Genomic DNA, 24,512 nt, shown 5'->3' on the forward strand with positions numbered 1-24,512 from the left:
TCGGTAACAAATATTCTAAATTCTACTTCTGATTTCTCTTCTTATCAGTTCAAAGATTGAAGTCAGTGTATTTTCTTCAGAAGTAAAAATTTCTTCCTGCGTATAATTTCTCAACTCGCCGGAAGTGGTTTCGCCAATCGAAAACAGCTTCATGCCTTCCAGAGAATTTCGCCTTGCAAAACTACGAACTCCGCTCGGACTAAAAAATACTGCAGCATGATATTTTTCATTTATTAAAGGATGAGTTTCCTCAGTATTGTATATCGTAACTTTTTTGTACTTAATGTTTTGTAAAGGAAGCTCTTTGTCCAGGACATTGATGGCAAGGTTGCCGCAGAAATGAAGAAATTGTTCATGCTGGCATTTTCCGATAATGAATCTCGAAAGAGTATCAGCATTTTTCAAAACCTTAAATGTTCCGAAGCCGTGTTTTCTTAATTCTCTCTTCGTTTTTTCGCCAACACAATAGATCTTGTTGTAATTTTTGGCTGTAAAATCCTCATTAGGCTTAAACTTGTTTTTGAAAAATGAAATGACTCCATTAACACTTGTAAAAATCAATGAGTAATTCTTCAGATCAAAAGGGCTGATCATAATGGGTTTGGTCTTAATTACCTCAACACAGTCAGCCAACATATCCTCTCCTAATTCTTTGGATATTATTTTCTGGTCTATATTTTTGGTAAATAAGATTTTCATGTCTGTACAATTAAGAAGATGAAAAGAGGAGCTAAAGTAACTGAATCTGAAATTAAATCTGGCTTTTGATTTCTGCCATTAATTCTTTTCCTCCGTTTTCAAGAACGACTTTTGCAAACTTTTCTCCAAAATTTTCTGTTGGAGTGTATATAAAGTTTTCATCCACGGCAATGCAGTTTTTCCCATCCAAAGAACAAAGTGCAGCCTTGAAGCGGATCTGATCCCCGATGATTTCAGCAAAAGCTCCGATAGGGGCAGTACAGCCGCCTTCCAAAGTGCTTAAGAAGTTTCTTTCGATCTCTACGCAGATCTGGGTAGGATTGTGGTTGATCTGACGTACAATCTCGTTGATTTCAGGTTTGTCGGTATGTCCTGCAACGGAAATTACTCCTTGTGATGGAGCAGAAATCATTAATGGAAGCATCTCGTAATCAATTTCCATTTTCATTCTTTTGATTCCCGCCAGCGATAAAATGGTCGCATCAAAGTTTCCGTCTTCCAGTTTTTGAAGTCTGGTTTGAATATTTCCGCGGATATCCGAAAAATCAGTAGTCGGATAATTTCTCAGCCAGAAAGCTCTTCTTCTCAAGCTGCTGGTCGCCAGTTTAAGCTCATGGAATTCTTTATTCCTTGCAGATTCTTTTCTGATCAGAATATCCTGAGGATAATCTCTTTCCAGATAAGCGATCATCTCAATATTTTGAGGTAATTGAGTAGGAACATCTTTTAAAGAATGTACGGCAATATCAATTTCGTCATTCAATAAGGCAATATCAAGGTCTCTGGTGAAAACCCCTGTAATTCCTAAAGAATATAAAGGTTGATTAAGATTCTTATCGCCAGAAGAAACGATAGGAACAATCTCCGTTAAATAATTGTTGTTTTGAAGGTGCCTTGCAACCTCTCTAGCCTGCCAAAGTGCAAGTGCGGAATTTCTCGTTCCGATTCTAATGCTTTTCATTGAATTCGTTGTTTGGTTGTTCAACTAATATTTCGTGCATTAATTTACTAATTTCTTCGGCTTTCAAAGGATTGTCAATGATGTATTTTGCAAAACGGTTGGTAATTTTCTGGATCATTTTGTCAGAAAGTTCCATGTCCGTGATGTTTATGTATTTATTTTTTTTGTAAAAATTATGCATTTCATTGCGTTCCATATTCTTTAAAACGGCTTTGAAATGGTGGATATTCGGTGCCAGCTTTCTCTTTTTCTCCCATTCAATAAAGTCTTTCATCAGCTCCTTGATGATTTTTTCAGCTTTCGGGATTTCTCTTTCACGCTGTTGAATCGTTTCCTGGATCTGTTTTGAAAGCTCATCAACATCAATCAATGTTACATTTTTATTTTCGGTAACATTCTTTTCAACGTTATGAGGAATAGAAAGGTCAATCACCAATGTTTCTTTTCCGTTCGGGAAATGAGACTGGTTGACAATAGGATGCTTGGCTCCTGTTGCCACAATAAGAATATCAGTGTTTTTTAATTCCTGGTCAAAATCAGAATAATCAACGTGAGGAATATTATATTTCTGGGAAATCTTTTCAGCTTTCTCCTGAGTTCTGTTTGCAATTTTAATTTTTGGCTGATAGACATGCTTTACCAGATTTTCAACAGTATTCTGTCCAATCTCACCTACACCCAAAAGAAGAATGTTTTTTTCAGCAATTCTTTTCTGGCTGTTTAAAATATAATGAACCGCCGCATAAGAAACAGAAGCTGCACCGTTGGAAATTCCGGTTTCATTTTTTATTCTTTTCGAAATCTGAATAGCTGCATTGATAGCTCTTTCAAGATAAGGATTAGAATTCTGTCTTTCTTTTTTGAAACGGCTGTATGCTTTTTTGATCTGTCCGATAATTTCAAAATCTCCGATAATCTGACTTTCAAGACCGGCAGCAACTCTGAAAAGATGAATCAGAGCCTCTTCCTTGGTCAGAATATTGGCAAACTGAAGGAAATCCGTAAGATGTACTCCAATAGTTTTGCAATATTCTTCCGCCACTAAAAGGTAATTGGGAGAAGTCGTATAAATTTCGGTCCTGTTACAGGTGGAAACCACAAATGCATCCCCAAGGTCTTCCTGGTGGACCCTGGAAACAAAGTTTTTGATGTTTTCATCAAAAAATGCAAACTTTCCTCTCGTTTCTACGTCGGCTTTCTCGTAGCTTATAGAAAGCACGGCAAAATTTGACGTTCGATGAATGTTGGAATACTGTAACATAAGCAGTCGCAAATTTACGCTTTTTTTAATTAATCACTCTCAGATAGTGTATATGATAATTATCGTAAAAAACTATAAGATGATAATGGAGAAAAGAGCAAGACAGCAAAAAAATGAGTTTGTCTCTATTAGTGGGTTTCTTTAAATTTTACTATTGATTATTTTTCTTTGTTAATTTTTTTAAGAAACCCTGAAAATTTTAAATGCACTGCAGGGTTGCTTAGAAACCCGTTTGCCTGTTGTGTGCAGGCCTTTTTACCTGTTGGTGATTTCGCTTTTTCGCCCTTTTAACAACCCATTAATTTTAGTTTAACTCAAAGTCTGTAAACATCTAAACTGAAAGTTAATAAAGAATTATAAATTTTAATAAAATTTTAACCAAATTAAGTTGGTGGGAAATTTCTTTAGTAGGGTTAAATTTATATCTTTGTAAACTTAAAATCAGAAGAAAAATATGAGTTTATTTGATATGTTTACGCAAGAAATTGCGATAGACCTTGGAACTGCTAATACCCTAATCATCCATAATAATAAAATTGTTATAGATCAACCTTCAATTGTTGCAATTGAACGTTCATCGGGTAAGCCGATTGCCGTCGGGGAGCAGGCCAAGCATATGCAGGGTAAAACTCACGAGGATATCAAGACCATCCGTCCTTTGAAGGATGGGGTTATCGCTGATTTCCACGCTTCTGAACACATGATCAAGGAGTTTATCAAAAAAATTCCTGGAATCAAAGGTAAATTCATACAACCGGCATTACGAATTGTAATCTGTATCCCTTCTGGTATCACTGAAGTTGAAAAAAGAGCGGTAAGAGACTCTGCTCAGAAAGTAAACGCAAAAGAAGTAAGACTGATCTATGAACCAATGGCAGCAGCAATTGGGGTGGGAATAGACGTACAGAAACCTGAAGGAAATATGATCATCGATATAGGTGGAGGTACTACGGAAATTGCGGTAGTAGCTTTAGGAGGTATCGTATGTGATAAATCTGTGAAGATTGCCGGAGACGTATTTACCAATGATATTGCTTATTACCTACGAACTCACCATAACCTTTATATCGGAGAAAGAACTGCTGAAAGAATCAAAATTGAAGTAGGTTCTGCAGTAGAAGATCTTGATGTAGACATCGAGGATATCCCGGTACAAGGTAGAGACCTTATCACAGGGAAGCCTAAAGAAATTATGGTTGGATATAAAGAGATTGCACGTGCATTAGACAAATCCATCATCAGAATCGAAGATGCTGTAATGGAAACACTTTCTCTTACACCACCGGAACTGGCAGCCGATATTTACAAAACAGGTATTTATCTTGCCGGAGGAGGAGCGTTATTAAGAGGTCTTGCGGACAGAATCCACAAAAAGACAGGTCTTCCTGTATTTGTTGCGGAAGATCCGTTGAGAGCTGTAGTTCGCGGAACAGGTATTGCCCTTAAGAATATGGATAAGTTCAATTTCTTAATTAAATAATTTTAACTTTTTACGACTTTATATCTGAATGGGATTTTTGCTGAGATTATTTTCGAAGAATACTCTTTTCGTCTTCTTTATATTTCTGCAAATTATTGCTCTGGTTTTGATATTCTCCAGAAATGCCATGCAGAAATCCTGGATAGCGGGGCAGACTGCTGCGTTCAATTCCTGGGTTTCCGGATATATTGATGAAGGAGTTTCCTATCTGAAACTAAAACAGATCAACGAAGATCTTGTGGTTCAGAATAAAGCCCTTATGACTGAACTCTACGGAAAAGACGGAGCAAAAAAACCTGTTTTCAAAAGAGTTCACGATACCATCGGTGGCGGGCAGATCTATACTTTTGTTGATGGTGAAATTGTTTTCAACAGTATCAACAGAAGAAACAACTATTTTACAATCAACCGTGGCCGTAGAGACGGGGTCTTTCCTCAGATGGGGGTAATGGCACCAAGAGGTATTGCGGGAATTGTAATTAATTCTACAGACAGTTATGCATTAGTTCAGTCGGTCTTAAGTGTTAACAAGATCAGAATTAATGCAGCACTCAAAAATTCAGGATATTTCGGGACTTTAACGTGGAATGGTGATAATTCCAGAGTGATGCACCTTGCAGATATTCCAAAATATGTTGCATTAAAAGTAGGGGATACGGTTGTTACAGATGGTAAATCTGCAATCTTCCCTAAAGGAGTGACCATCGGTACTATTGCAGGATACTCTGTAGATAATAAAACCGGTTTCTGGGATATTTCCGTTGAGCTGAGTGAAAAAATGGGAGCGTTGAACAAAGTATATGTAGTGAAGAATCTTAAGAAAGCAGAAGTGCAGAAGATTCAGGACACTATGCAGGCTGTAATAAAAAAAGAAAATGATTAGCAGGACTTTATTTACTGATATATTGATCATGATTTTTCTTGTGGCATTACAGATATTTGTATTGAACAGGATTACGCTTTTCGGGAAATATACTCCGGTATTGTATCCCGTATTTGTCATGTTCTATCCTTTTTTCAGGAATAAATTTCAGTTCCTGGCATTGAGCTTTTTAATAGGGCTGTCAATTGATGGTTTTCTTTATTCGTGGGGAATCAATGCATTTGCAACAACACTGATTGCTTATTTCAGAACGTTGATCTTCAGGACTTCTACCGATACATCTACGGACTTTTTCTCATTTCAGTCCCTTCAATGGGCGCAGTTTTTGCTGTTTTTATTCTCAAGTATTTTTCTGCACCAGCTTTTAGTACAGTATATCGAATTCTTTAAGTTTAGCAGATTTTTTGAAATATTGTTTAATGTGTTGGTGACTAGTGTAATTTCATTTATATTTATAGTCATTTACGCATTAATATTTAAAATCAAACAAAAAGTTTGAACACACGTTATTTTAAAATTTTTTCCATCCTCGTTGTCATCGCCCTTATTTTTGTGGCGAGGCTTGCCTATTTACAGTTGTTTACAGACCGTTATGCATTAAATGCAGCGAATACCTCCATCAAAACCGAATATGTTATTCCACAGCGTGGAGTCATTTTTGACAGGAATGGTAAAATCATGGTAGGAAACCAGCCTGCTTATGAAGTCTCTTTTACACAGGCTTTAATGCGGCCGGATTTTGATACGCTCGGATTCTGTAGTCTTATGAAGATTTCCAAAGCGGATTTTATCAAAAGAATTGATGTTATTAAAAAGGAAAAATACTATTCCAAACTGACTCCGATGACCTTTCTGAAGGATCTGAGCAGAGAAGATATTGCAAGAGTTCAGGAAATTATTTTTAAATATCCGGCTTTTAATATTGTACAAAGACCTCAGCGTCAATATGAAGTCTCTACTTCAGGTAATCTTCTGGGATATACCAGTGAAGTAAATGAGCGTGAAATAAAAAAGGATTCTATATATTATTTACCGGGAGACTTTATCGGAAAAACCGGAGTTGAAAAATCCTACGAAAAAGAACTTCGTGGAGTAAAAGGAGTAAAATATATCCAAAAAGATATCAGGCTCCGGAATATTGGGTCTTATAAAAACGGATCACTGGATAAAGATGTGATTACTGGTAAAGACATTACATTAACCATTGATTATGATCTTCAGAGAACTGCTGAAGAAATGCTGGTGAACAAGCACGGTGCAATTGTAGCTTTAGATCCTAATAATGGGGAAGTGCTGGTTGCCGCTACCGGACCGGATATTGACCCGAATCTTTTCACCGGACCTTACAAATCAAAGAATTTATATGCTCTGTCAAAAGATACTCTTTACGAGAATAAGCCCACTTTTGACCGTTCCTTGCAGGCAGGATATCCTCCGGGATCGACATTCAAATTGTTGACTGCCTTGGCTGCTATGCAGATGGGAGTAATGGATGAAAAGACTATTTTCCCATGTGGCGGTGGGTTTTTCTATAAAGGAAAAAGAATTAAAGGACATGGTGGAGCAGATCCGTTGATTCCTTCTATTCAGGTTTCAAGTAACTGCTTCTTTACCTATGCATTTATCGCTATCATTAAAAAATATCCTGGAAATCCTTCAAAAGGTGTTGATGAGTGGAAAAAGATCATGAGCAGCTTTGGTGTTGGAGAGTTTTTAAATAATGATTTTGCTGTAGGAGCAAAAGGAAGAATACCTTCCGGAGATTTTTATGAGAAAAGGTTCAAAGCCATCATGAAAGCAAGCGGTTCCAAAAGAACTGATTTTAAAAACTGGGATGAGATGTCAACCGGAGCTATTTATAATGGAATGGGTCAGGGAGATGTTTTGGTAACTCCTATTCAGTTGGCCAATTATGTAGGTGCTATCGCTAATAAGGGATGGTATTATACCCCTCATATCGTTAAAGCAATTGATGGAAAACCTAATCCTGATCCAAGATTTAAGGTTAAACATAAAACGTTGGTTGATCCAAAGCATTTTGAACCTGTTTTAAAAGGTATGGAAGCTGTGGTTTTGAGAGGAACGGCAAGAGGATTGAAATCCAATGACTTTACACAATTAGCTAAAACAGGTACTGCACAGGTTCCGCAAGGAAAGGATAATTCTATCTTTGTATTGATTGCCCCTGCGGATAAACCTAAAATTGTGGTGGTTGCCGTAATGGAGCATGCAGGGTTTGGGGCTACTTGGGCTGGTCCGGCCTGTACAGTAATTGCTGAAAAATATATCACAGGTGATCTGAAGCGTGAGAATCTTTATAAAAAGATGATTACCTCCAGCTTTATGCCGGAATATAAAAGGCAGTGGATTTCAGATTTGAAACGTAAAGGGTTATACGTTGATCCTAAGCCGGATTCTATTAAACAAAAAAGAATAAAGGACAGTCTGAATCTTGTTAAGCAACAAAAAGCCAAACTGCAAAAGAAAATAGAAGAGGAAACTAAAAAGAATAACACTGCTAAAAAAACTGTCAAGCAATGAAATGGACGGAAGGAATAGATAAATTAGGCCTTGGGCTGTATTTCCTGCTTTGTGTTTTTGCCATTGCAAATATTTACAGTGTTGACCAGAAACTAGGGGAAAAGCAATTGATCTTTTTCTGTATTTCGTTATTTGTAGGACTTATCATATTTTTCAGCAGAAGTAAGTTCTTTGAAAATATGGCAGGGATTATTTACATTGGCGGAGTCTTACTACTTATCGGACTTTTTCCTTTTGGAAAAGAAATTTTAGGACAAAAGAACTGGTATAAATTTGGAAGTTTTACCATGCAGCCTGTAGAATTTGCGAAGATAGGAACGGCGCTGATGCTTGCCAACTATGTTTCAGGACCTGATTTTAATCTTAAAAACCGGAAGTCTTTACTGACTACTTTAGCTATTATCGGCGTTCCTGCGGTTGTGGTTCTTGCTATTCCGGATGTAGGTTCCATGCTTGTATTTATTGCATTTTTCATTGCCTTATACAGAGAAGGACTGAGTGGTCTTTTGTTTGGGATAGGATTTCTTTTTGCCGGTGTTTTTCTGATTTCATTAGCTGTTCCTCCTATTTATGTTGCAATAGCTGTTCTGGTAATTGCCGGTATTTTGATTGCGATGAACTATCATAGAATGTCCTGGGATGTGATTTCTATTTCGGGAATTTCAGGATCTATCCTTCTTCTGTGCGGACTGGCTTTCGCATCTCCAACTATTTTAGAAAAACTTCCTAAACACCAGAGAGAAAGAATTGATGTTCTTTATAAAGGTGAAAAGGCATTTAGGGATACTTCAGGATACAATTTACTATATTCCAAAACAGCTATCGGATCCGGTGGGCTTTGGGGGAAAGGATATCGTGAAGGATCTGTTACCCAGGGAAAATTTGTACCCGAGCAGGAAACGGATTATATCTTTTGTACAGTAGGAGAAGAGTGGGGCTTTTTAGGAAGTGCAATTCTTATCTTATGCTACATGATTTATATCGGAAGGATATATTATCTCGCAGAAAGGCAGAAGTCTACTTTTAACCGGGTCTTCGGATATTGTTTTGCCTCGATTCTTCTGATGCACTTTTCGATCAATTTAGGCATGGTTATGGGACTTTTCCCTACGGTTGGGATCCCTCTTCCGTATTTCAGTTATGGAGGAAGTTCTCTGTTGGCATTCTCTATGATGACTTTTATTTTCTTTAAACTTAATTATTCGGATAAAAACAGCTTGGTGTAATGGTCTTTTAAGATCAAAAAAATCAACGTTTAAAAGCTGAAATTTTTATTCTTAATTTAAAATCCGCCCATAGGTGGAGTATATTGCCATTGATAAATCATGAAAATATGAAAGAAGCTTATTTCCTGGATCAGGATTTTGAAAACACAGACTTTTCTCAACTGGAAAAAGGAGAGTATGAAAACTGTACTTTCCGGAACTGTAATTTTGAATATGCAAACCTTTCCGGATTCAGCTTTACAGACTGTGAATTTATAGAATGTAACCTCAGCATGGCAAAGCTTGTAAGAACCGCTTTTCATAGTGTGATTTTCAAAGAATGTAAAATGTTTGGTCTTCAGTTTAATGATTGTAATGCCTTCGGTTTATCTTTTACATTTGATGGATGTGCTTTGAATAATTCAGTTTTCTATCAGACCTCCATTAAGAAAACGATTTTTAAAAATTCGAGGTTAATTGAGGTAGACTTTACTGAATGTGATACATCAAATGCTGTCTTTGGTAACTGTGATCTGTCTGGCGCTGTTTTCGATACTACAAATCTTGAAAAAGCAGATTTCAGAACTTCTGTCAATTATTCAATAGATCCGGCTTTAAATAGGCTTAAAAAGGCCAGATTTTCACTTTCTGAAATATATGGACTATTGTATAAACTGGATATTGAAATTGATAAGAACAGTTGATTTCTTCTGCCATGTACTGATTGTTTATAAAAATATCAATGTTGAATCAATAGAGTGGGTTTTAATTCGCTTTTCTTTTTTAATATACATTCTTCATTACCACAAGCTGAAACTTAGTGCAAATAGGGTGTATAAAAAAGCCATCAGAATTCTGATGGCTTCATTATTTAAATCAATTATTTATAAAATTAAAAATTTGCTGGTGTAGCGGGAGTGATTGCTGCTAAGTTATTGTAAGCTTCTCCTTCTTCATTGATCACTCTTTTAGCGAATCTGAACTTAGGTCCCCAATAAGAATCATTCAGTGAAGAAATCATTACTCCTTTTGATGTTGCTGCGTGGATAAACTTGATCTCACCCTCTTCAGTAACACTTTCTACAATACCTACGTGAGAAATTCTTCTTCCGTGAGAAAAGAAAATCAAATCTCCTTTCTGTAGATCTCCTTTTTCAATTCTTTCTCCTTCCTGAGCCTGAGATGCTGCTACTCTAGGTAAGCTAAGCCCTGCTGCTGCTCCGAATACAGAAAGAACAAAAGCTGAACAATCTATACCGTTTCTTGTAGTTCCTCCGTATCTGTATGGAGTTCCAAGGTATGTTTCAGCTTCTTCAAGGATACCGTCAATGGTTTTATTATGTTTGATTACTTTCGCAATCTCAGAATTCTTAACTGCTTTTTTAGCACTAGCGATAGATGCAGCCTTTTCAGCTAAGAAAGAGTCGATAAGTTTCTGCTTATCCTGCTCCATTCTTTTGTTATCTAAAGAAGCTAGTTTGGCATCTGTTTTGTATTCTTTTGTGTAAGTTGCTGGTTTTGAAACCACATAATTTGTAGCACACGATTGCAATGAAACTGTAGTAACTAAAGCAACTAAATAAAACAAAACTCTTTTCTTCATATATATTTGATTATCCGTGTTAAAAAGGAATATTTATTTTCAAAAGCAATACAAAAGTAAAGATTCCGAGTAAAAGACCCCTGATATGATAATTGTCAGGATCTTACTTTAACACATTTTAACATATTATTTACATATGTTAAAGAAAAATAAACCGCAACGGCCTATTTTTGGTAAGTATGCGGTTTTTTTTATTAAGATTCTTTAACAAACGATGTCGATTTTCTTCTATATATCAGGTTTTACAATTTAAAAGCTTCATTTCCAGGTATGTTAATAAAACAAAAAAAATTCCCCGGAAAACCGAGGAATTTGAACTAATATGGAACTTTACAGGTGTTATTTTGTGAACAACATTTCTCTGTATTTTGTCATCGGCCATAGCTCATCGTCAACCATCATTTCCAATGCATCAGAAGCATCTCTGATAGGATCAAATAATGGTTTTACTTTGTTACAATAAGTTTCTGCCTGTTTTTGGCTGTCTGATACGCTTTTTGCTGCTTCTCTGGCTTTGATAAGATCTTCAACACCAAGTTTAATTTTAGAAACATTTTCAGAAATGCTTGTAATTAAACTCATTTGCTCTTTTGCCAAAGATTTGAATTCTTTATCACCAAAGATGTCTTTAAGACCTTTTACGTTTTCAATTAACCTGTTCTGGTAATTTAATGCAGAAGGAATGATGTGGTTTCTTGCGATATCACTTAACACTCTTGCTTCAATATCAATAACGGTAGAGTATTTTTCTAATTTAATTTCGTTTCTCGCCTCAACTTCTCTGTGGTTGAAAATTCCCATCTCTTCATATAGATCCAAGAATTTCTTATCCATTTCCTGCTTTAATGCTTCTGGAGTTGTTTTAAGGTTGTTCAATCCTCTTTTCTTAGCTTCTTTCGCCCAGTCATCAGAATATCCGTCACCTTCAAACATAATGTTTTTACACTGCTTGATGTACTCTCTCAATACATTAAAGATTGCTTCGTCTTTCTTAAGACCCGTTTCAATTAAAGCATCAACCTCTTTCTTGAAATCATTAAGCTGTTTTGCTGCAATGGTATTCATTACAGTCATAGATTCCGCACAGTTTGCAGAAGAACCTACCGCTCTGATCTCAAATTTATTTCCTGTAAATGCAAATGGTGAAGTTCTGTTTCTATCTGTGTTATCTAACAGGATTTCAGGAATTTTCCCAACTACATTTAATTTTAATTCTGTTTTTTCCTCCGGAGATAATTTTCCGTTGGTTACTTTCTCAAGTTCTTCCAAAACACTGAACAGCTGGCTTCCGATAAATACAGAAATAATTGCTGGCGGCGCTTCATTGGCACCAAGTCTGTGGTCATTACTTGCAGAAGCGATACTTGCTCTTAAAAGATCTGCATATTCGTGAACCGCTTTGATAGTGTTAACAAAGAATGTTAAGAACTGTAAGTTTTTCTTTGGGTTTCTTCCCGGGCTTAGAAGGTTTTCTCCGGTGTCTGTTGCTAAAGACCAGTTATTGTGTTTTCCGCTTCCGTTTACTCCAGCGAATGGTTTTTCGTGGAAAAGAATGTGGAAGTGGTGTTTATGAGCAACTCTTGCCATGATGTCCATCAACAATGAGTTGTGGTCTACAGCAACGTTCACTTCTTCAAACATTGGAGCAAGCTCGAACTGGTTAGGCGCAACCTCGTTGTGTCTTGTTGTTGCAGGGATTCCCAATTTCATACACTCGATTTCCAACTCTTTCATGAAGTTCATTACCCTTGTAGGAATGGAACCGAAATAATGGTCATCTAACTGTTGTCCTTTTGCAGGAGAATGTCCTAATAATGTCTTACCTGTTAATACAAGGTCCGGACGTGATTGGTATAATGCTGAATCAACAAGGAAATATTCCTGTTCCCAACCCAACGTAGGAGTTACTTTCGTTACGTTTTTGTCAAAATACTGCATTACATTCGTTGCAGCTTCGTCCACAGCGTTCAAAGCTCTCAAAAGAGGTGCTTTATAATCTAGCGTTTCACCTGTATAAGAGATGAAGATAGAAGGAATACATAATGTAGTTCCCATGATGAATGCCGGAGATGTAGGATCCCAAGCTGTATAACCTCTTGCTTCAAAAGTATTTCTGATACCTCCGTTAGGGAATGATGATGCATCAGGTTCCTGCTGGATAAGCATGTTTCCGCTGAATCTTTCGATAGCTCTACCCCCTTCAATAGGAGTGAAGAAAGAATCGTGCTTTTCTGCAGTAGTACCTGTCAAAGGCTGAAACCAGTGAGTATAGTGGGTTACCCCTTTGCTCATTGCCCAGTCTTTCATAGCTACAGCTACCTGATCTGCAATATGTCTCTGGATCTTAGTTCCTTTTTTAATAGCATCCATAATAGAACCGAATGCTTCTTTAGTTAAATATTCTCTCATTGTTTCTTCTGAGAAAACATTTTTACAGAATAGCTCTGATAATTTTGCAGGGATCTCAACAGAGTTGTCTTTTCTGAAATCCTTAAATGGAAGGGTTTCTAGTGCTTTGAATCTTAAGGTTGACATAATTGGGTTGATTTTTTACACGGCAAATTTACAAAAAAAATGAATTGAAAATATTTTAACCCTAAAAATTTTAGGGGTGTTTTGAAAATTTACACAAATTAAACATTTGTTTGGGTGTTTTTGTTAGGGTGGATTTGTAAATTTTGGTTAAAAGTTAACATTCGCAGGCTTGAAAAACCAGAGATATTAACTTTAGCTGTACGAAAAGAGAATATACAGTCCAATATAATAATGGAATTGTATACCATTAAAATTACAATTATTTTAAACTAGTTCTTGATTTTTTTTCTGAAATAAATAAAAAGATGAAAGAGAAATAGAAAACAAATACAGGAAAGGACCAAAGTAGTACCACAATAAGTATCAGACAAAATGATATAACAAGTCAAAGGATTCCCAAATAAACCCCGCTTATCTATAGGTTTTAAACAACTTATTAAAAGATAGTTAAAATAAGTTGAGCGGAGATTTTGTATATTTGTGTGAAATTTATTTTATGACAAATTCTAGAGCAAGAGAAACAACGGAGGCTATTGAAAGACTATACATTTCTATGAGACACTTATTTTATAGAGGGTTTTTCAAGCCGGGAGGAGTTTCAGGAGAGAGCATCAGAAGCTTGCTGAAGACAATCAACCCAGAGATTTATGGTACCATGAATATTCCAAGCAAATTGGAACTTGACGGGTTGATGTATGTTTTGGACAGACTTCCGGAAGGAATTGAGGAATGTGCTTTTATTCATCTTACATCTGATGAAGGGTTTGATAAAGGGAGTTTCGAACCAATTGTTCCAAAGAAAAGAAGAAGAAACTGTTATAGAATAGACGAACACCAGATGAATATTGAAGTTCTTTTGGGACGTTCCGAAATTTATGACATTCTTACCCACCTGACATTCCTGTTTATAGAAGCTGATAAAATCCGCAACCTGGCATTTATCCAGGATGAAAACTGGAAGCCGACACGTGCCTTTAAGATTATCGAAGAGGTTGTGAAAGGGGAAAAGAAATTCAGCAGAAAAGAAAAAGAAGTGGCACTTATTCATCTTTCTTCTTTAATCGGAAGATCATTTGATGAAACTTTAAGAGCATATAATACTTTTGGTGACGATCATAACCCTGACCGTTTATTCAAAATCATTTACAACTTAGGGAAAGTAAGCCTTGATGATGCAAAAGGAAGTAGAGAGAGGGAAATTCATTTCAGTTCTATACTAAAGGAAAGAGTAGGTCACCATTATTTTGGTGAAAAATGGGCGAATAAAGTGAAAGAGGTTTTATTTGAAAATGATCTTCATATGAGACCTTTACATATTATTTCTGCCAATATGCACTCGGTGAAAAATATGCTGTACGCTAATAATGCTCTTAAAAAGAAACAACATCATGAAGTGGATTATAAACTATACGAAGAGATATCGAACAAAAAAGAACTTCGTGATAAAGTTTCAAAATACGCTTTGGATGAAGGGATGATTCATATCGCTGATAAAAGCGGAAGTAATATAGATGTTCAGATTATAGACCTCAGCAAAACAGATCTGAAGAATACACCGTTTGCAGACAGTAAGTTTACAGGAGATGATGTGATCATGGTATTTGATTATGCTTTCGGAGAGCAGGCTTTTGAGGTAATGGATGAGCTTTTAAGACCTTTTGAACATAAAGGAGAAATCTATATGATGAAAGTGAAATCTGTCTCTATCATGGGTAAAGCGGGAATTCTTACAGGAGAAAAAGGAGATATTATGATTCCTACTTCTCATATTTTTGAAGGAACTGCAGACAATTATCCATTTGAGAATGCATTGAAGCTGGAAGATTTCAAAGATGATGAATTAAAAGCTTTTGAAGGTCCAATGATTACTGTTCTGGGAACTTCACTGCAAAACAGAGATATCTTATCCTACTTTATGAATACTTCCTGGAAAGCGATTGGGCTTGAAATGGAAGGAGCACATTATCAGAAAGCGATTCAGGTCGCTTCAAAGATCAGACACCATATTTCACCGGATCTTTTTGTAATGTATGCTTATTATGCATCGGATAACCCGCTGGAAACAGGAAGTACATTATCTTCAGGAGGCTTAGGTCTTACAGGAGTAAAGCCAACGTATCTGATTACTTTAAGAATCCTTGAGAAGATTTTAAGAAGCGGAAAGAAAGAAGTTTCTGCGAAAAAATAATTATAATTCAATATTTATAATATCAACCTCAGGTGTATTTTGCATTTGAGGTTTTTTGTTTTTGAGAGAGCCTTGCCAAGGTTTTACACCTTGGCAAGGCTCTGTTGTAAAAAATTCTTACATTGTATATCTTCAAAAAACAAAAGATAGCAGCTTATGAGTTCAGTATCACAATTATCAAAAAGATTCAGAGAAGTACTGTTTGATGGCCTTTGGATTGCCAATACCAATTTTAAAGACCAGCTTTCAGATGTTACCTTGGAACAGGCAGTAAAAAAGATAGATTCTTTAAATACCATTGCTATGCTCACTTTTCACATTGATTATTATATTGCAGGCATTGTCAATGTTTTTGAAGGAGGTGATCTTGAAATCAAAGATAAATTCAGTTTTGATCTTCCTTCTATAGACTCTCAGGAGCAATGGGAGGGGTTGTTACATAAACTATGGATGGATTCTGAAAAATTTGCAACATTACTGGAACAGATGCCTGATACTAAACTTGATGAGGTTTTTGTAGATGAAAAGTATGGAACCTATCAAAGAAATATCGATGGAATGATTGAACACTGCTACTATCATCTGGGACAGATTACTTTACTCAAAAAACTATTGAAGAACCAGTAAAAATACTTCTAAAATAACTTCACCATGCCAAGGTTTTAAATGGTGAAGTTAAAATAAAGCTTTCTAAAAAATTTAACAATTCTGATTAAAATTCATCTAAAACCATATTAAACAGAATAAAATCTCAAAATAACTCCTATTTGAGGGTCTTGTTTAAATTACCTACCTTTAAAAAAAATAAAATTTTAAATGAGAAAATCGGCTGCAATCATTTTTGCGTTTATCATTTCACAATTTCAGGCTCAGCAAGGAGCTTATTATCAGCAGGCTGCGAAGTACAAGATGGATATTGATGTCAATGCTGAAAAATTTACCTATCAGGGAAAACAGACTTTAGAATACACCAACAACTCACCGGATGAGCTGAATGTGGTGTATTTCCATCTATATTGGAACGCTTTCAAACCTAATTCCATGATGGATCAAAGAGTGGCTTCCCAAGGCAAGAATGGTGACGGAAGGCTGCAGAAAGACGGTATTTCAAGGCTGGCTTCCATTCCAAAAGATCAGGAAGGAGCTCAGAATATCCACTGGATTAAACAAAATGGAAAAGATCTGAAATTTGAAGTTCAGGAAACCATTATGAAAGTTTATCTGGCAGAGCCAATTAAACCAAACTCTACAACTACTTTTACAATGGACTGGGATTCTGTGATTCCTCAACAGATCAGAAGAAGCGGTAGAAATAACAGGGAAGGTGTAGATATGACAATGACGCAATGGTATCCAAAAATTGCTGAGTACGATTATGACGGCTGGGCAACTTTTGATTATTTGGGAAGAGAATTCCACGCTCCATTCTCTGACTTTGATGTTACTATTAAAATCAACAAAGATTATGTTGTAGGAGCAGGAGGTAACCTTGAAAACCCAACAGAAGTAAAAGGCTATGACACCAATGCTAAAATAAAAACTGAAAAAGATAAAAAGGCAACCTGGAGATGGACTGCAAAAAATATTCTTGATTTCGCATGGAGTGCGGACAGAGATTATTCTGTAGAAAGCTTCAATGTTCCGGAAGGTCCAAAAGTATATCTGGTTTATCAGAAAAATGATAAAACGAAGGCATGGGGAGAATCACAGCCTTATATCACCAAATATTTCCAGATCATGAATAGTCACTTTGGAAAATATGTATATCCTACTTATGCATTCATTCAGGGAGGAGACGGAGGAATGGAATACGGAATGTGTACCATGATTTTAGGTGAAGCAAAAAGCGTTAAAGATTTAATGGGTTTAATGGCGCACGAAGGATCTCACTCATGGTATCAGCAGATGTTAGCTACCAATGAATCTGTACGTCCATGGATGGATGAAGGTTTCACAAGCTATGCGGAAGGGTATACCATGTATCAGCTATTCCCTGAAGACCTGCCGAATCCATTTGCCAAAACACTTGATGCTTACAGAAGCTTTATTAAAAAAGGAATCGAAGAACCTGCCGTTTGGTTAGGGGATCACCATGATAACGGTACAGCTTATACGTATGCATCTTATGTAAAAGGTGAATTATACCTGGTACAGCTTGGATACATTATGGGAGAGCAGAACCTTGCGGAAACCCTGAAACAATATTATGATCAATGGAGCATGAAGCATTCTTCAGACAGAGATTTTCTTCACATTGCACAGAAAGTTTCCGGGATGGATCTGAAATGGTTCCATAATTATTGGATCAATACGACAAAGACGATTGATTACGGGATTAAAGATGTAAAATATGATGCGAAATCTACAACCATTACTTTAATTAACAACGGTCAGGTTCCAATGCCGATAGATTTTGGAGTGATGACAACGGATAAAAAAGTTGTTACTTATCAGATACCATTGAATATGACGCATACATGGAAACAAAAGGATATTTATGGTGATCTTAAAACAGCGCCCTACTGGCCTTGGACCCAAAAAGAATATACCCTTACCATTCCTTACACCAAATCTCAGTTATCTGTTTTGGGAATTGATTTCAGCCAGAGAATTGCAGATATAAACATAGAGAATAATTTTGTGGAAGTAAAATAATAAATACAAAATAATATTATAAATAGCGCGGAAATTTTATTTCTGCGCTATTTATTTTAAAGAAAGAGGTAGCTGGTAAATGTTGATGTGGATTTATTTTAAAGATAGACTTAATTTATAAGAGATTCAGATCTTGTTTTTATAAAAATGATTAAATTTAATCCCTCAAAATCAAGCAGGAATTTCAATCATAAATCAAGAATTTCTTCTGAAAAATATGTCAATGAATTCAATCGTAATCAACGTAGGAAACAGCAATATCAGATTTGGTCTTTTCAATGGCGATAATTGTGATATTTCGTGGGTAATCAATACAAAACCTTACAGAACGGCAGATGAACTTTATGTACAGATGCTGATGCTTTATCAAACCTATAAAATTGAACCAACAGAAATTGATAAAGTAATTATCGGTTCAGTAGTTCCGCAGCTTACCAAAGTAATGAGCTCGGGAATCAAAAAAATTCACGGAACTAATCCTGTGATTGTTGATAGATCAACCCCTTCAGGCGTTCAGGCAAAATCCAAGCAGATGGGAACAGATATCTATGCAAATCTTGTGGCAGCGCACAATTTGTATCCAAACAGAAAGAAAATTGTCATTGATTTCGGAACCGCACTTACCGCAAGTTGTGTAACGGAAACGGGGGAGACTCTAGGTGTGATTATTGCTCCGGGAATTGTTACCTCACTGAATTCGTTGATCAATCAGACTGCACAGCTTCCGGACATTGAACTGAAAAAACCGAAATCTGTTTTGGGACTGGATACGGTAACCTGTATGCAAAGCGGAATGGTGTATGGTTTCCTGGGAATGGTGGAAGGTTTTGTGGACCGTATCAATGAAGAAGTGAACGATGACTGCTTTGTAGTGGCAACGGGAGGTGTTTCCCATATCTACAAACCTCTTACAGATAAGATCCATGTGATGGACAGACTTCACACATTGAAAGGTCTTTATTTCCTGGGGAAAGATTTATAATATATTAAAGCAGGTTTCAGCTCAAGTACTATCTTAACTTTCAACTTTAACCTTAATACAATGGAAAAATTTCCCATCATAGAAACGGAAAGACTTATTCTCTCTCAACTGGAAGAAAAAGATGTCCCTTTTATTGTTGAATATCTTCAGCATAGGATTTTTTCTGATCTTACCTCTAATATTCCTTACCCTTATGTTGAAAATGATGCCAGATCATGGCTGAAAATGTCAAAAGAAGCTTTTGATAATAAAACAGGATATACTTTTGCTATCCGGAATAAAGAAGGACATATCATAGGTGCTATCGGGCTGCATGACAGGGATGATGATAAAGCAGAGCTGGGATATTGGATAGGAATGTCTTACTGGAATAAAGGATATGTAACTGAAGCCGCAAGAGCAATCGTAGATTTTGGTTTAAATGACCTGGGTTTCAATAAAATTTTTGCTACTCATTTTCTTCACAATCCGGCATCCGGAAGAATAATGGAGAAAATAGGAATGGAACAGGAAGCTGTTTTAAAACAGGAAATAAAGAAAGACGGAGAATATTTTGATATAGTAAGATACTCTATTTATAAAGACTGATTGTAAGGAATATGGATTCCTGATTCTATAAAAACAAAAGCCGGAGGATATTTTAATTTTCTCCGGCTTTTTATACTATTATTATTTTCTAAACCCTTAGACGAGGGTTAAAGTCTATAAAGACACAAATCAAATTTCTTCAATGGAAGGGTTTATCTTTTACTTTTAAAAAAATCTTTAACAATAGAAGAGCATTCGGCTTCCATAATGCCTGTAATAATTTCTGTTTTCGGGTGCAGAGAAAGATGTTTATTGATAAAACCCCTTTGTTCATCCCGTGCACCAATCACTACTTTTGAGATCTGAGACCAGGAAAGTGCACCTGAGCACATTACGCAAGGCTCCATCGTTACATAAAGAGTACAGTCTTTTAAGTATTTCCCTCCAAGAAAATTTGCCGCTGAGGTGATGGCCTGCATTTCTGCATGAGCGGTAACATCATTCAGTGTTTCCGTAAGGTTATGGGCTCTTGCGATAATCCGGTTATTGGAAACCATTACACATCCAATAGGAACCTCATCTTTTTCCAAAGCGGCTTCTGCTTCCTGTAAAGCCATTTTCATGTAATATTCGTCAGTAAACATTTAATCGAAATTTAAAGTTAAAGGAATGCTCATGTGAGCTCTTTCGGGGAGTCCATCTTTTTTAGCAGGTTCCCATTTCTTTTGGGTAAGTAAAACAGCGGTAGCAGCCTCTCTGTTAAAATTTTCATTTTCTCCAATCCCTTTTACAACAATAATGCTTCCGTCTTTTTCAACAATAAATTTAACGGTAGTTTGGATTTTACCCTTCCCTCTAATAGCTTCAATATTAAAATTATTAATGATTTCTTTTCTGAAAGCATCTATACCATCAGGATACTTAGGTGGTGTAACTTCATTATCTTTAAGAACCGTTAAAGTTGATTCTGAGAGAGGAAAAGCAGATTGTATCTTTTCTATTTCTTTCTGATATTCTATATTCCTTTGATATTTAAGAGAGTTTATCTCTTTGTCTTTTATTAAAGTAATTTTAGCTTGTTTTCTTACAGAAGCTTTTGTTAAAGCATCTGTATAACTATTTTCTATATTCTGAATTTGAATATCGTATTTTACCTTAATAGTTCTGAGGCCTTCTGTCTGCTGTGAAAAATAAAGATTAAGAGCAAAAAACAGAAATAAGCTGAAATGCTTTTTCATTAATCCGTTATCGTTAAAGTTAAAGGAAGTTTAAAACGGTAGGTCGTAGGATCACCTTTTATCATTGCGGGAGAAAACTTTTCTGCCAGAGAATATAATGCAATTTCCGCCTGCCTGTTGAAAGTGAAATTATCGCCCTGTGCATGAACATTGCTGACCGTTCCATCTTTTTCTACAATAAAATCAACATCTGTTTTTATCATTTTTTCTACAGAATAGACGCCATCAACGTATAGCAGATTGGCAACTTCTTGTCTCAAAGAATTAAGTCCTCCGGGATAATCTGCAATCTTTTCTGCGTCTGAAAATTTTTCAGAGGTTAATTTAGGATTTTTGATGGTTTGGAGGTCTTCGAGATTTCTTACTTTCAATAAAGCTCCAATCAAGGCATTGTTTTCAATGCTGTCCATCTTTTTCATAAAAAAGAGAAAATCTCCTTTTATTGCCAACTTTTTATCCGTACTGGATTCAGCATCAAACTTTTTTTTGAACTCTTTATTCAGCATATTTCTGTGCTGGTTGTAATAGCTCTTTACAAGCCGGAATTCTTCCTTCTGCTGTGCCAGAAAAAAGGTGGAGATAAAGCAGCTGATGCCAACAAATAAAGTTTTCAATAAGGGTATATTTATGTAAATATAACAAAAAATATGAAATATATTTTTTATAATCAGCTTTCAAGATAGCGGTTTAAGGATTCCTGCAAATGGTTACGGATATCATCAACTAAACCTTTAGGTTCAAGAACTGTAACTTCCTTACCGAAAGAAAGAATCTCCTGCATAAAGTCGTAAGTAGGATGAAGGAAGAACTCAAAATAAATTTCTTCCGGAGTTTCTTTGGTCTCTTTCTGTGATTGATGAAGAGGGAAGCTTCTGATATATTCTCCCTGATGGCGGCTGCATTTCAATACAATATTCTGTGGTTTCTGCTCAGCCAGATTCATCACTCCGAATGCATTTTTAAAATGCTCTCTGAAATTATATTTATACTTCTCTCTAAACTGATTTTTGGCTACGTCAAGATAGTTGATTCTGTCAAGCCCAAAGGATTTTAAAACTTTATCTTTTGTATCAATAGCAATAAGATACCATCGGTCTTTGGATTCTTTTAAGGCTAAAGGATGAACTTTTCTGGACGTCATCAGTTTGTTTTTGTAATTGTAGTGTTCAAAACTTACAACCCTTTTATTTCGGATGGCAAAGAACAGGTCATAAAAGTGCTCCACACCGGTTGGCTTACGGCTTTCAAAAAAGATAAAATCTGAAAAATCAGGGTGAAGATTCAGAGCGTTACTCACCTGAAAAGATTCCAGTAGTTTTTGGTTATATTCATCCACTTCCATAATGGGGCGGCTCTCAATATAGTATCGGTTGTCACCCTTTTTCTTGTTGTGAATGGAAAGATTGAAAAGATCGGAAATTTCCCGGATGTCCCTTTGCAGAGTACGGATAGAGTAGCTCTTAATCTCAGCATCCTGAAATTCAAAAGAGTTTAAAAGATAGTCCTCCAGCTGGGAATAGGTAGCTGGAGAACTTTCTAATCTTTTTATAATTAAGGCATATCTTGTCAAATAAAAATCTTTCTTCATTTCTTTTTTTTAGGGTGCAGCAGAACTGCGTTTCAGGGTAAAGTTTTATAAGACAAATATATGCGGTTAATGCGACAAAATGTGTCGTGTTTTATTTTTTTGTAGTAAAGTTTTGTTATATAAACTTATTGGAAGTGTGTTAAAAATTCTTCCTTACAAAATTTTTAAAGTCAAAATTTTGATGTTTAAAATATTTATCTTCATCAACAACAGTGTATTTATCATTTTTATCTTTTATAGCATAAACAAACCTCGGTTTGTCATCTCCTAAAAAAGAGGTCATATGAAGAGGAACTCCACTATCTAAAAAGTATATAAAAAAAGATTTATATTCATTATCATATTTTTCTTTACTATTCACACTAAAATGCCATCCGTCATGTTCATAATATCCATCATTGCCTAATGAATATACTTTTACTTTATCTTTTGTTGCTGAAGCCGTTTGCAAATTATAAGCTTCTTTAAAGACATCATCAACTACTTTTAATCCTATTTGTATGATTTGTTCTTTTGTCGGTTTCATATTTTTAATAATGTATATTTAATTTTTAACTCATTTTTTAAATTCCATTCTCCAGCAAGATAGTTATCAAGCTCTATATCAATACTCTTTTACCCCATTCTTTAGTGTCTGGATTCCATTCTAAACATTAATTCCAATTGTCTTCAATAAGATTTTCAATCTTAAAATAACTATCCAATTAAATAGACACTACCTCTTAAATTTTTATAAATCATATAATGATCAGGTCAATAAAAAAAACAGCAGTAAAGATACTGCTGGTTTACTCAAGAGTTATACTCTTTTGTTTTTTTTGTAAATCTAATAATTATTTATAATCAAATCTGTCTTCATCAGGATACCAATAAAGGTCTAAACTTGGAGTCATTGTTCCATTTTCATAAGATTTTATATTATCCTCTAAAGTACCAAGAGAGCCAAAACTTACGACTCTTCCAGTTTCTTTTTCTACTATAAAAGGACCAGAACCAATTAGAGATGCAGTAGGATCTCCTGTTAATATATGTTTTTTAGAATTGAAAAAATAAATATTACCATATGGTTTGTTTAATGTGGCATTAGGAATAATCATTGGCTCAATATTCTTTGCTACTATTCTTCTTATAAAAAGTTCTGCTATTTTTAGCATTTCTTTGTCTGTTAGCATAATTTTTTTTAATTCCTCTTTTTTCCTCATTTTGTAAACGATCGCCTTAAAAATCAAAAAAATAATCTTCTTTGGGGTATATGTCATTAATGATTTTATGAATAATCTCATTGAGCATTGTCTTCCAGTATTGCGGCTCTGCATCTTTTTGTAAAAAATCGAAAGATATTTGAGAAGAATTTTTCAAATCAATATCTAAATATTCATCTTGAAATTTTCCTCCTTCATAGCCATGTTGATTTGAATATAAATTTGATACCAATAATATATTATTTTTATACTCATTGATAAGTTGAGTAAGTTCTTTTTTTTGTTCTAAATTTTTTCGGAACTTTAAATGATATGTAATTGGCATGATTTTATTTTTTTAGTTTTAAATATTTAATATCTCCTTGCTTGGTTATGTAAATAACTTCTTTTAATCCGTCTATTTCCCAATCGAGAAATTGCTTTTGCAACTTTAGAAGATCTCCATTCCAATTTTAGGTGTTATTTGTAATATTTATCTTTTGTGTAATTGTTTTATAGCCAATATGTGTTTTTCAAAGTGTAATTCCCTTTCAGAATAATAAAAACAGCAGTAAAGCTACTGCTGCTTTCACTCAATAGTTTTTAGTTCTTGTATATATTTGTAAAGTGTCCTGATTATTTATAATCAAAACGATCTTCGTCTGGATACCAATAACCTGTTAAACATAATGGTAAAGTATTATTTTCATAAGCTTTTAATTGGTCTTCCAGATTACCTGACGTACTAAAAGTAACCACCCTTCCCGCTTTTTTTTCTACTAAAAATGGTCCATTACCTACTAATGACTTATTAAAATCACCTGTTAAAAGATATTCTTTAGAATCATAAGAGTATACATTACCATATGGCGTTATAATAACTTTATCTATAACTACTTCAATATTTTCACCTCCTTCACCTAGTTTTTTTAAAAAACGTTCTGCTATGATGAGCATTTCTTTTTCTGTTAACATATTTTATAT

At 35.3% G+C, this 24,512-nt stretch carries 24 protein-coding genes; 11 read left to right on the forward strand and 13 right to left on the reverse strand.

The genetic code is table 11. The annotated features are described in order from the left end of the window. Positions 1 to 15: 15 nt before the first annotated feature. Genes ACLMCG_RS12785 through hemA form a run of 3 tightly spaced genes read right to left on the reverse strand, consistent with a single transcriptional unit; the run spans position 16 to position 2,921 of the window. Positions 16 to 699: a uroporphyrinogen-III synthase gene (locus ACLMCG_RS12785; protein WP_413959814.1), complete on the reverse strand. Its 684-nt coding sequence runs from the start codon at positions 697 to 699 to the stop codon at positions 16 to 18. Between the two features lie 52 nt (positions 700 to 751). Then, positions 752 to 1,660 carry a hydroxymethylbilane synthase gene (hemC, locus tag ACLMCG_RS12790; protein ID WP_413959815.1) on the reverse strand — a complete coding sequence of 303 codons (909 nt, stop codon included), beginning with the start codon at positions 1,658 to 1,660 and terminating at the stop codon, positions 752 to 754. Beyond that, on the reverse strand, positions 1,647 to 2,921 hold the full coding sequence (hemA, locus tag ACLMCG_RS12795; protein WP_142717305.1) for a glutamyl-tRNA reductase: 1,275 nt from the start codon (positions 2,919 to 2,921) through the stop codon (positions 1,647 to 1,649). The genes hemC and hemA overlap by 14 nt, the downstream gene beginning before the upstream one ends. A 454-nt stretch (positions 2,922 to 3,375) precedes the next feature. On the opposite strand from hemA, the gene ACLMCG_RS12800 reads away from it, so the two are divergent. From ACLMCG_RS12800 to ACLMCG_RS12825, 6 genes are all read left to right on the forward strand, one after another. Then, positions 3,376 to 4,401 (forward strand): rod shape-determining protein, encoded by a 1,026-nt coding sequence (locus ACLMCG_RS12800; RefSeq protein WP_002982450.1) that lies wholly within the window; start codon positions 3,376 to 3,378, stop codon positions 4,399 to 4,401. Between the two features lie 28 nt (positions 4,402 to 4,429). Beyond that, positions 4,430 to 5,284, forward strand: coding sequence for a rod shape-determining protein MreC (mreC, locus tag ACLMCG_RS12805; protein ID WP_047422195.1), 855 nt, complete (start codon positions 4,430 to 4,432; stop codon positions 5,282 to 5,284). After that, positions 5,277 to 5,783, forward strand: a complete 507-nt coding sequence (locus ACLMCG_RS12810) for a hypothetical protein (RefSeq protein WP_002982456.1) — start codon at positions 5,277 to 5,279, stop codon at positions 5,781 to 5,783. Before mreC ends, ACLMCG_RS12810 begins: the two co-directional genes overlap by 8 nt. Beyond that, positions 5,780 to 7,825, forward strand: coding sequence for a peptidoglycan D,D-transpeptidase FtsI family protein (locus ACLMCG_RS12815; RefSeq protein WP_413959816.1), 2,046 nt, complete (start codon positions 5,780 to 5,782; stop codon positions 7,823 to 7,825). The genes ACLMCG_RS12810 and ACLMCG_RS12815 overlap by 4 nt, the downstream gene beginning before the upstream one ends. Next, a complete protein-coding gene (gene rodA / locus ACLMCG_RS12820; RefSeq protein ID WP_149387557.1) occupies positions 7,822 to 9,051 on the forward strand; it encodes a rod shape-determining protein RodA in 1,230 nt (409 codons plus the stop codon). Before ACLMCG_RS12815 ends, rodA begins: the two co-directional genes overlap by 4 nt. Positions 9,052 to 9,158: 107 nt before the next feature. Continuing rightward, complete coding sequence (locus ACLMCG_RS12825; RefSeq protein ID WP_413959817.1) at positions 9,159 to 9,734, forward strand: pentapeptide repeat-containing protein; 576 nt, start codon at positions 9,159 to 9,161, stop codon at positions 9,732 to 9,734. Positions 9,735 to 9,922: 188 nt separating this feature from the next. Here the strand turns inward: ACLMCG_RS12825 and ACLMCG_RS12830 are convergent, their stop codons facing one another. Beyond that, on the reverse strand, positions 9,923 to 10,633 hold the full coding sequence (locus ACLMCG_RS12830) for a C40 family peptidase (RefSeq protein ID WP_047422199.1): 711 nt from the start codon (positions 10,631 to 10,633) through the stop codon (positions 9,923 to 9,925). A 339-nt stretch (positions 10,634 to 10,972) separates the two neighbouring features. Next, entirely contained in the window at positions 10,973 to 13,168 is a 2,196-nt protein-coding gene (locus tag ACLMCG_RS12835; protein WP_223598346.1) for a glutamine synthetase III, read from the reverse strand. Positions 13,169 to 13,664: 496 nt separating this feature from the next. On the opposite strand from ACLMCG_RS12835, the gene ACLMCG_RS12840 reads away from it, so the two are divergent. The 5 genes from ACLMCG_RS12840 (at position 13,665) to ACLMCG_RS12860 (ending at position 19,581) form a co-directional block, all read left to right on the forward strand. Next, positions 13,665 to 15,356 (forward strand): DUF6909 family protein, encoded by a 1,692-nt coding sequence (locus tag ACLMCG_RS12840; protein WP_223598347.1) that lies wholly within the window; start codon positions 13,665 to 13,667, stop codon positions 15,354 to 15,356. A gap of 156 nt (positions 15,357 to 15,512) precedes the next feature. After that, complete coding sequence (locus ACLMCG_RS12845; RefSeq protein WP_413959818.1) at positions 15,513 to 15,983, forward strand: DUF1572 domain-containing protein; 471 nt, start codon at positions 15,513 to 15,515, stop codon at positions 15,981 to 15,983. 189 nt (positions 15,984 to 16,172) lie between these two features. Then, entirely contained in the window at positions 16,173 to 18,011 is a 1,839-nt protein-coding gene (locus ACLMCG_RS12850) for a M1 family metallopeptidase (protein WP_413959819.1), read from the forward strand. Positions 18,012 to 18,234: 223 nt separating this feature from the next. Next, positions 18,235 to 18,993 (forward strand): type III pantothenate kinase, encoded by a 759-nt coding sequence (locus ACLMCG_RS12855; protein WP_413959820.1) that lies wholly within the window; start codon positions 18,235 to 18,237, stop codon positions 18,991 to 18,993. 60 nt (positions 18,994 to 19,053) lie between these two features. Beyond that, entirely contained in the window at positions 19,054 to 19,581 is a 528-nt protein-coding gene (locus ACLMCG_RS12860; protein WP_413959821.1) for a GNAT family N-acetyltransferase, read from the forward strand. 152 nt (positions 19,582 to 19,733) lie between these two features. Here the strand turns inward: ACLMCG_RS12860 and ACLMCG_RS12865 are convergent, their stop codons facing one another. The 8 genes from ACLMCG_RS12865 to ACLMCG_RS12900 form a co-directional block, all read right to left on the reverse strand. Then, a complete protein-coding gene (locus tag ACLMCG_RS12865; protein ID WP_413959822.1) occupies positions 19,734 to 20,165 on the reverse strand; it encodes a nucleoside deaminase in 432 nt (143 codons plus the stop codon). Beyond that, positions 20,166 to 20,759, reverse strand: a complete 594-nt coding sequence (locus ACLMCG_RS12870) for an energy transducer TonB (protein ID WP_413959823.1) — start codon at positions 20,757 to 20,759, stop codon at positions 20,166 to 20,168. Further along, positions 20,759 to 21,373 (reverse strand): hypothetical protein, encoded by a 615-nt coding sequence (locus ACLMCG_RS12875; RefSeq protein WP_413959824.1) that lies wholly within the window; start codon positions 21,371 to 21,373, stop codon positions 20,759 to 20,761. Before ACLMCG_RS12875 ends, ACLMCG_RS12870 begins: the two co-directional genes overlap by 1 nt. A gap of 53 nt (positions 21,374 to 21,426) precedes the next feature. Next, complete coding sequence (locus ACLMCG_RS12880) at positions 21,427 to 22,347, reverse strand: helix-turn-helix transcriptional regulator (RefSeq protein WP_223598354.1); 921 nt, start codon at positions 22,345 to 22,347, stop codon at positions 21,427 to 21,429. Positions 22,348 to 22,486: 139 nt separating this feature from the next. After that, complete coding sequence (locus ACLMCG_RS12885) at positions 22,487 to 22,873, reverse strand: hypothetical protein (protein WP_309873829.1); 387 nt, start codon at positions 22,871 to 22,873, stop codon at positions 22,487 to 22,489. A gap of 307 nt (positions 22,874 to 23,180) precedes the next feature. Next, positions 23,181 to 23,549, reverse strand: a complete 369-nt coding sequence (locus ACLMCG_RS12890) for a hypothetical protein (protein WP_413959825.1) — start codon at positions 23,547 to 23,549, stop codon at positions 23,181 to 23,183. 16 nt (positions 23,550 to 23,565) lie between these two features. Next, positions 23,566 to 23,874, reverse strand: coding sequence for a hypothetical protein (locus tag ACLMCG_RS12895; RefSeq protein WP_413959826.1), 309 nt, complete (start codon positions 23,872 to 23,874; stop codon positions 23,566 to 23,568). A 290-nt stretch (positions 23,875 to 24,164) separates the two neighbouring features. Then, positions 24,165 to 24,503, reverse strand: coding sequence for a YrhB domain-containing protein (locus tag ACLMCG_RS12900; protein ID WP_309873830.1), 339 nt, complete (start codon positions 24,501 to 24,503; stop codon positions 24,165 to 24,167). Positions 24,504 to 24,512 lie beyond the last annotated feature (9 nt).

The sequence above is a fragment of the Chryseobacterium sp. S90 genome (assembly GCF_047444895.1).
In the GTDB taxonomy this organism is placed as follows: domain Bacteria; phylum Bacteroidota; class Bacteroidia; order Flavobacteriales; family Weeksellaceae; genus Chryseobacterium.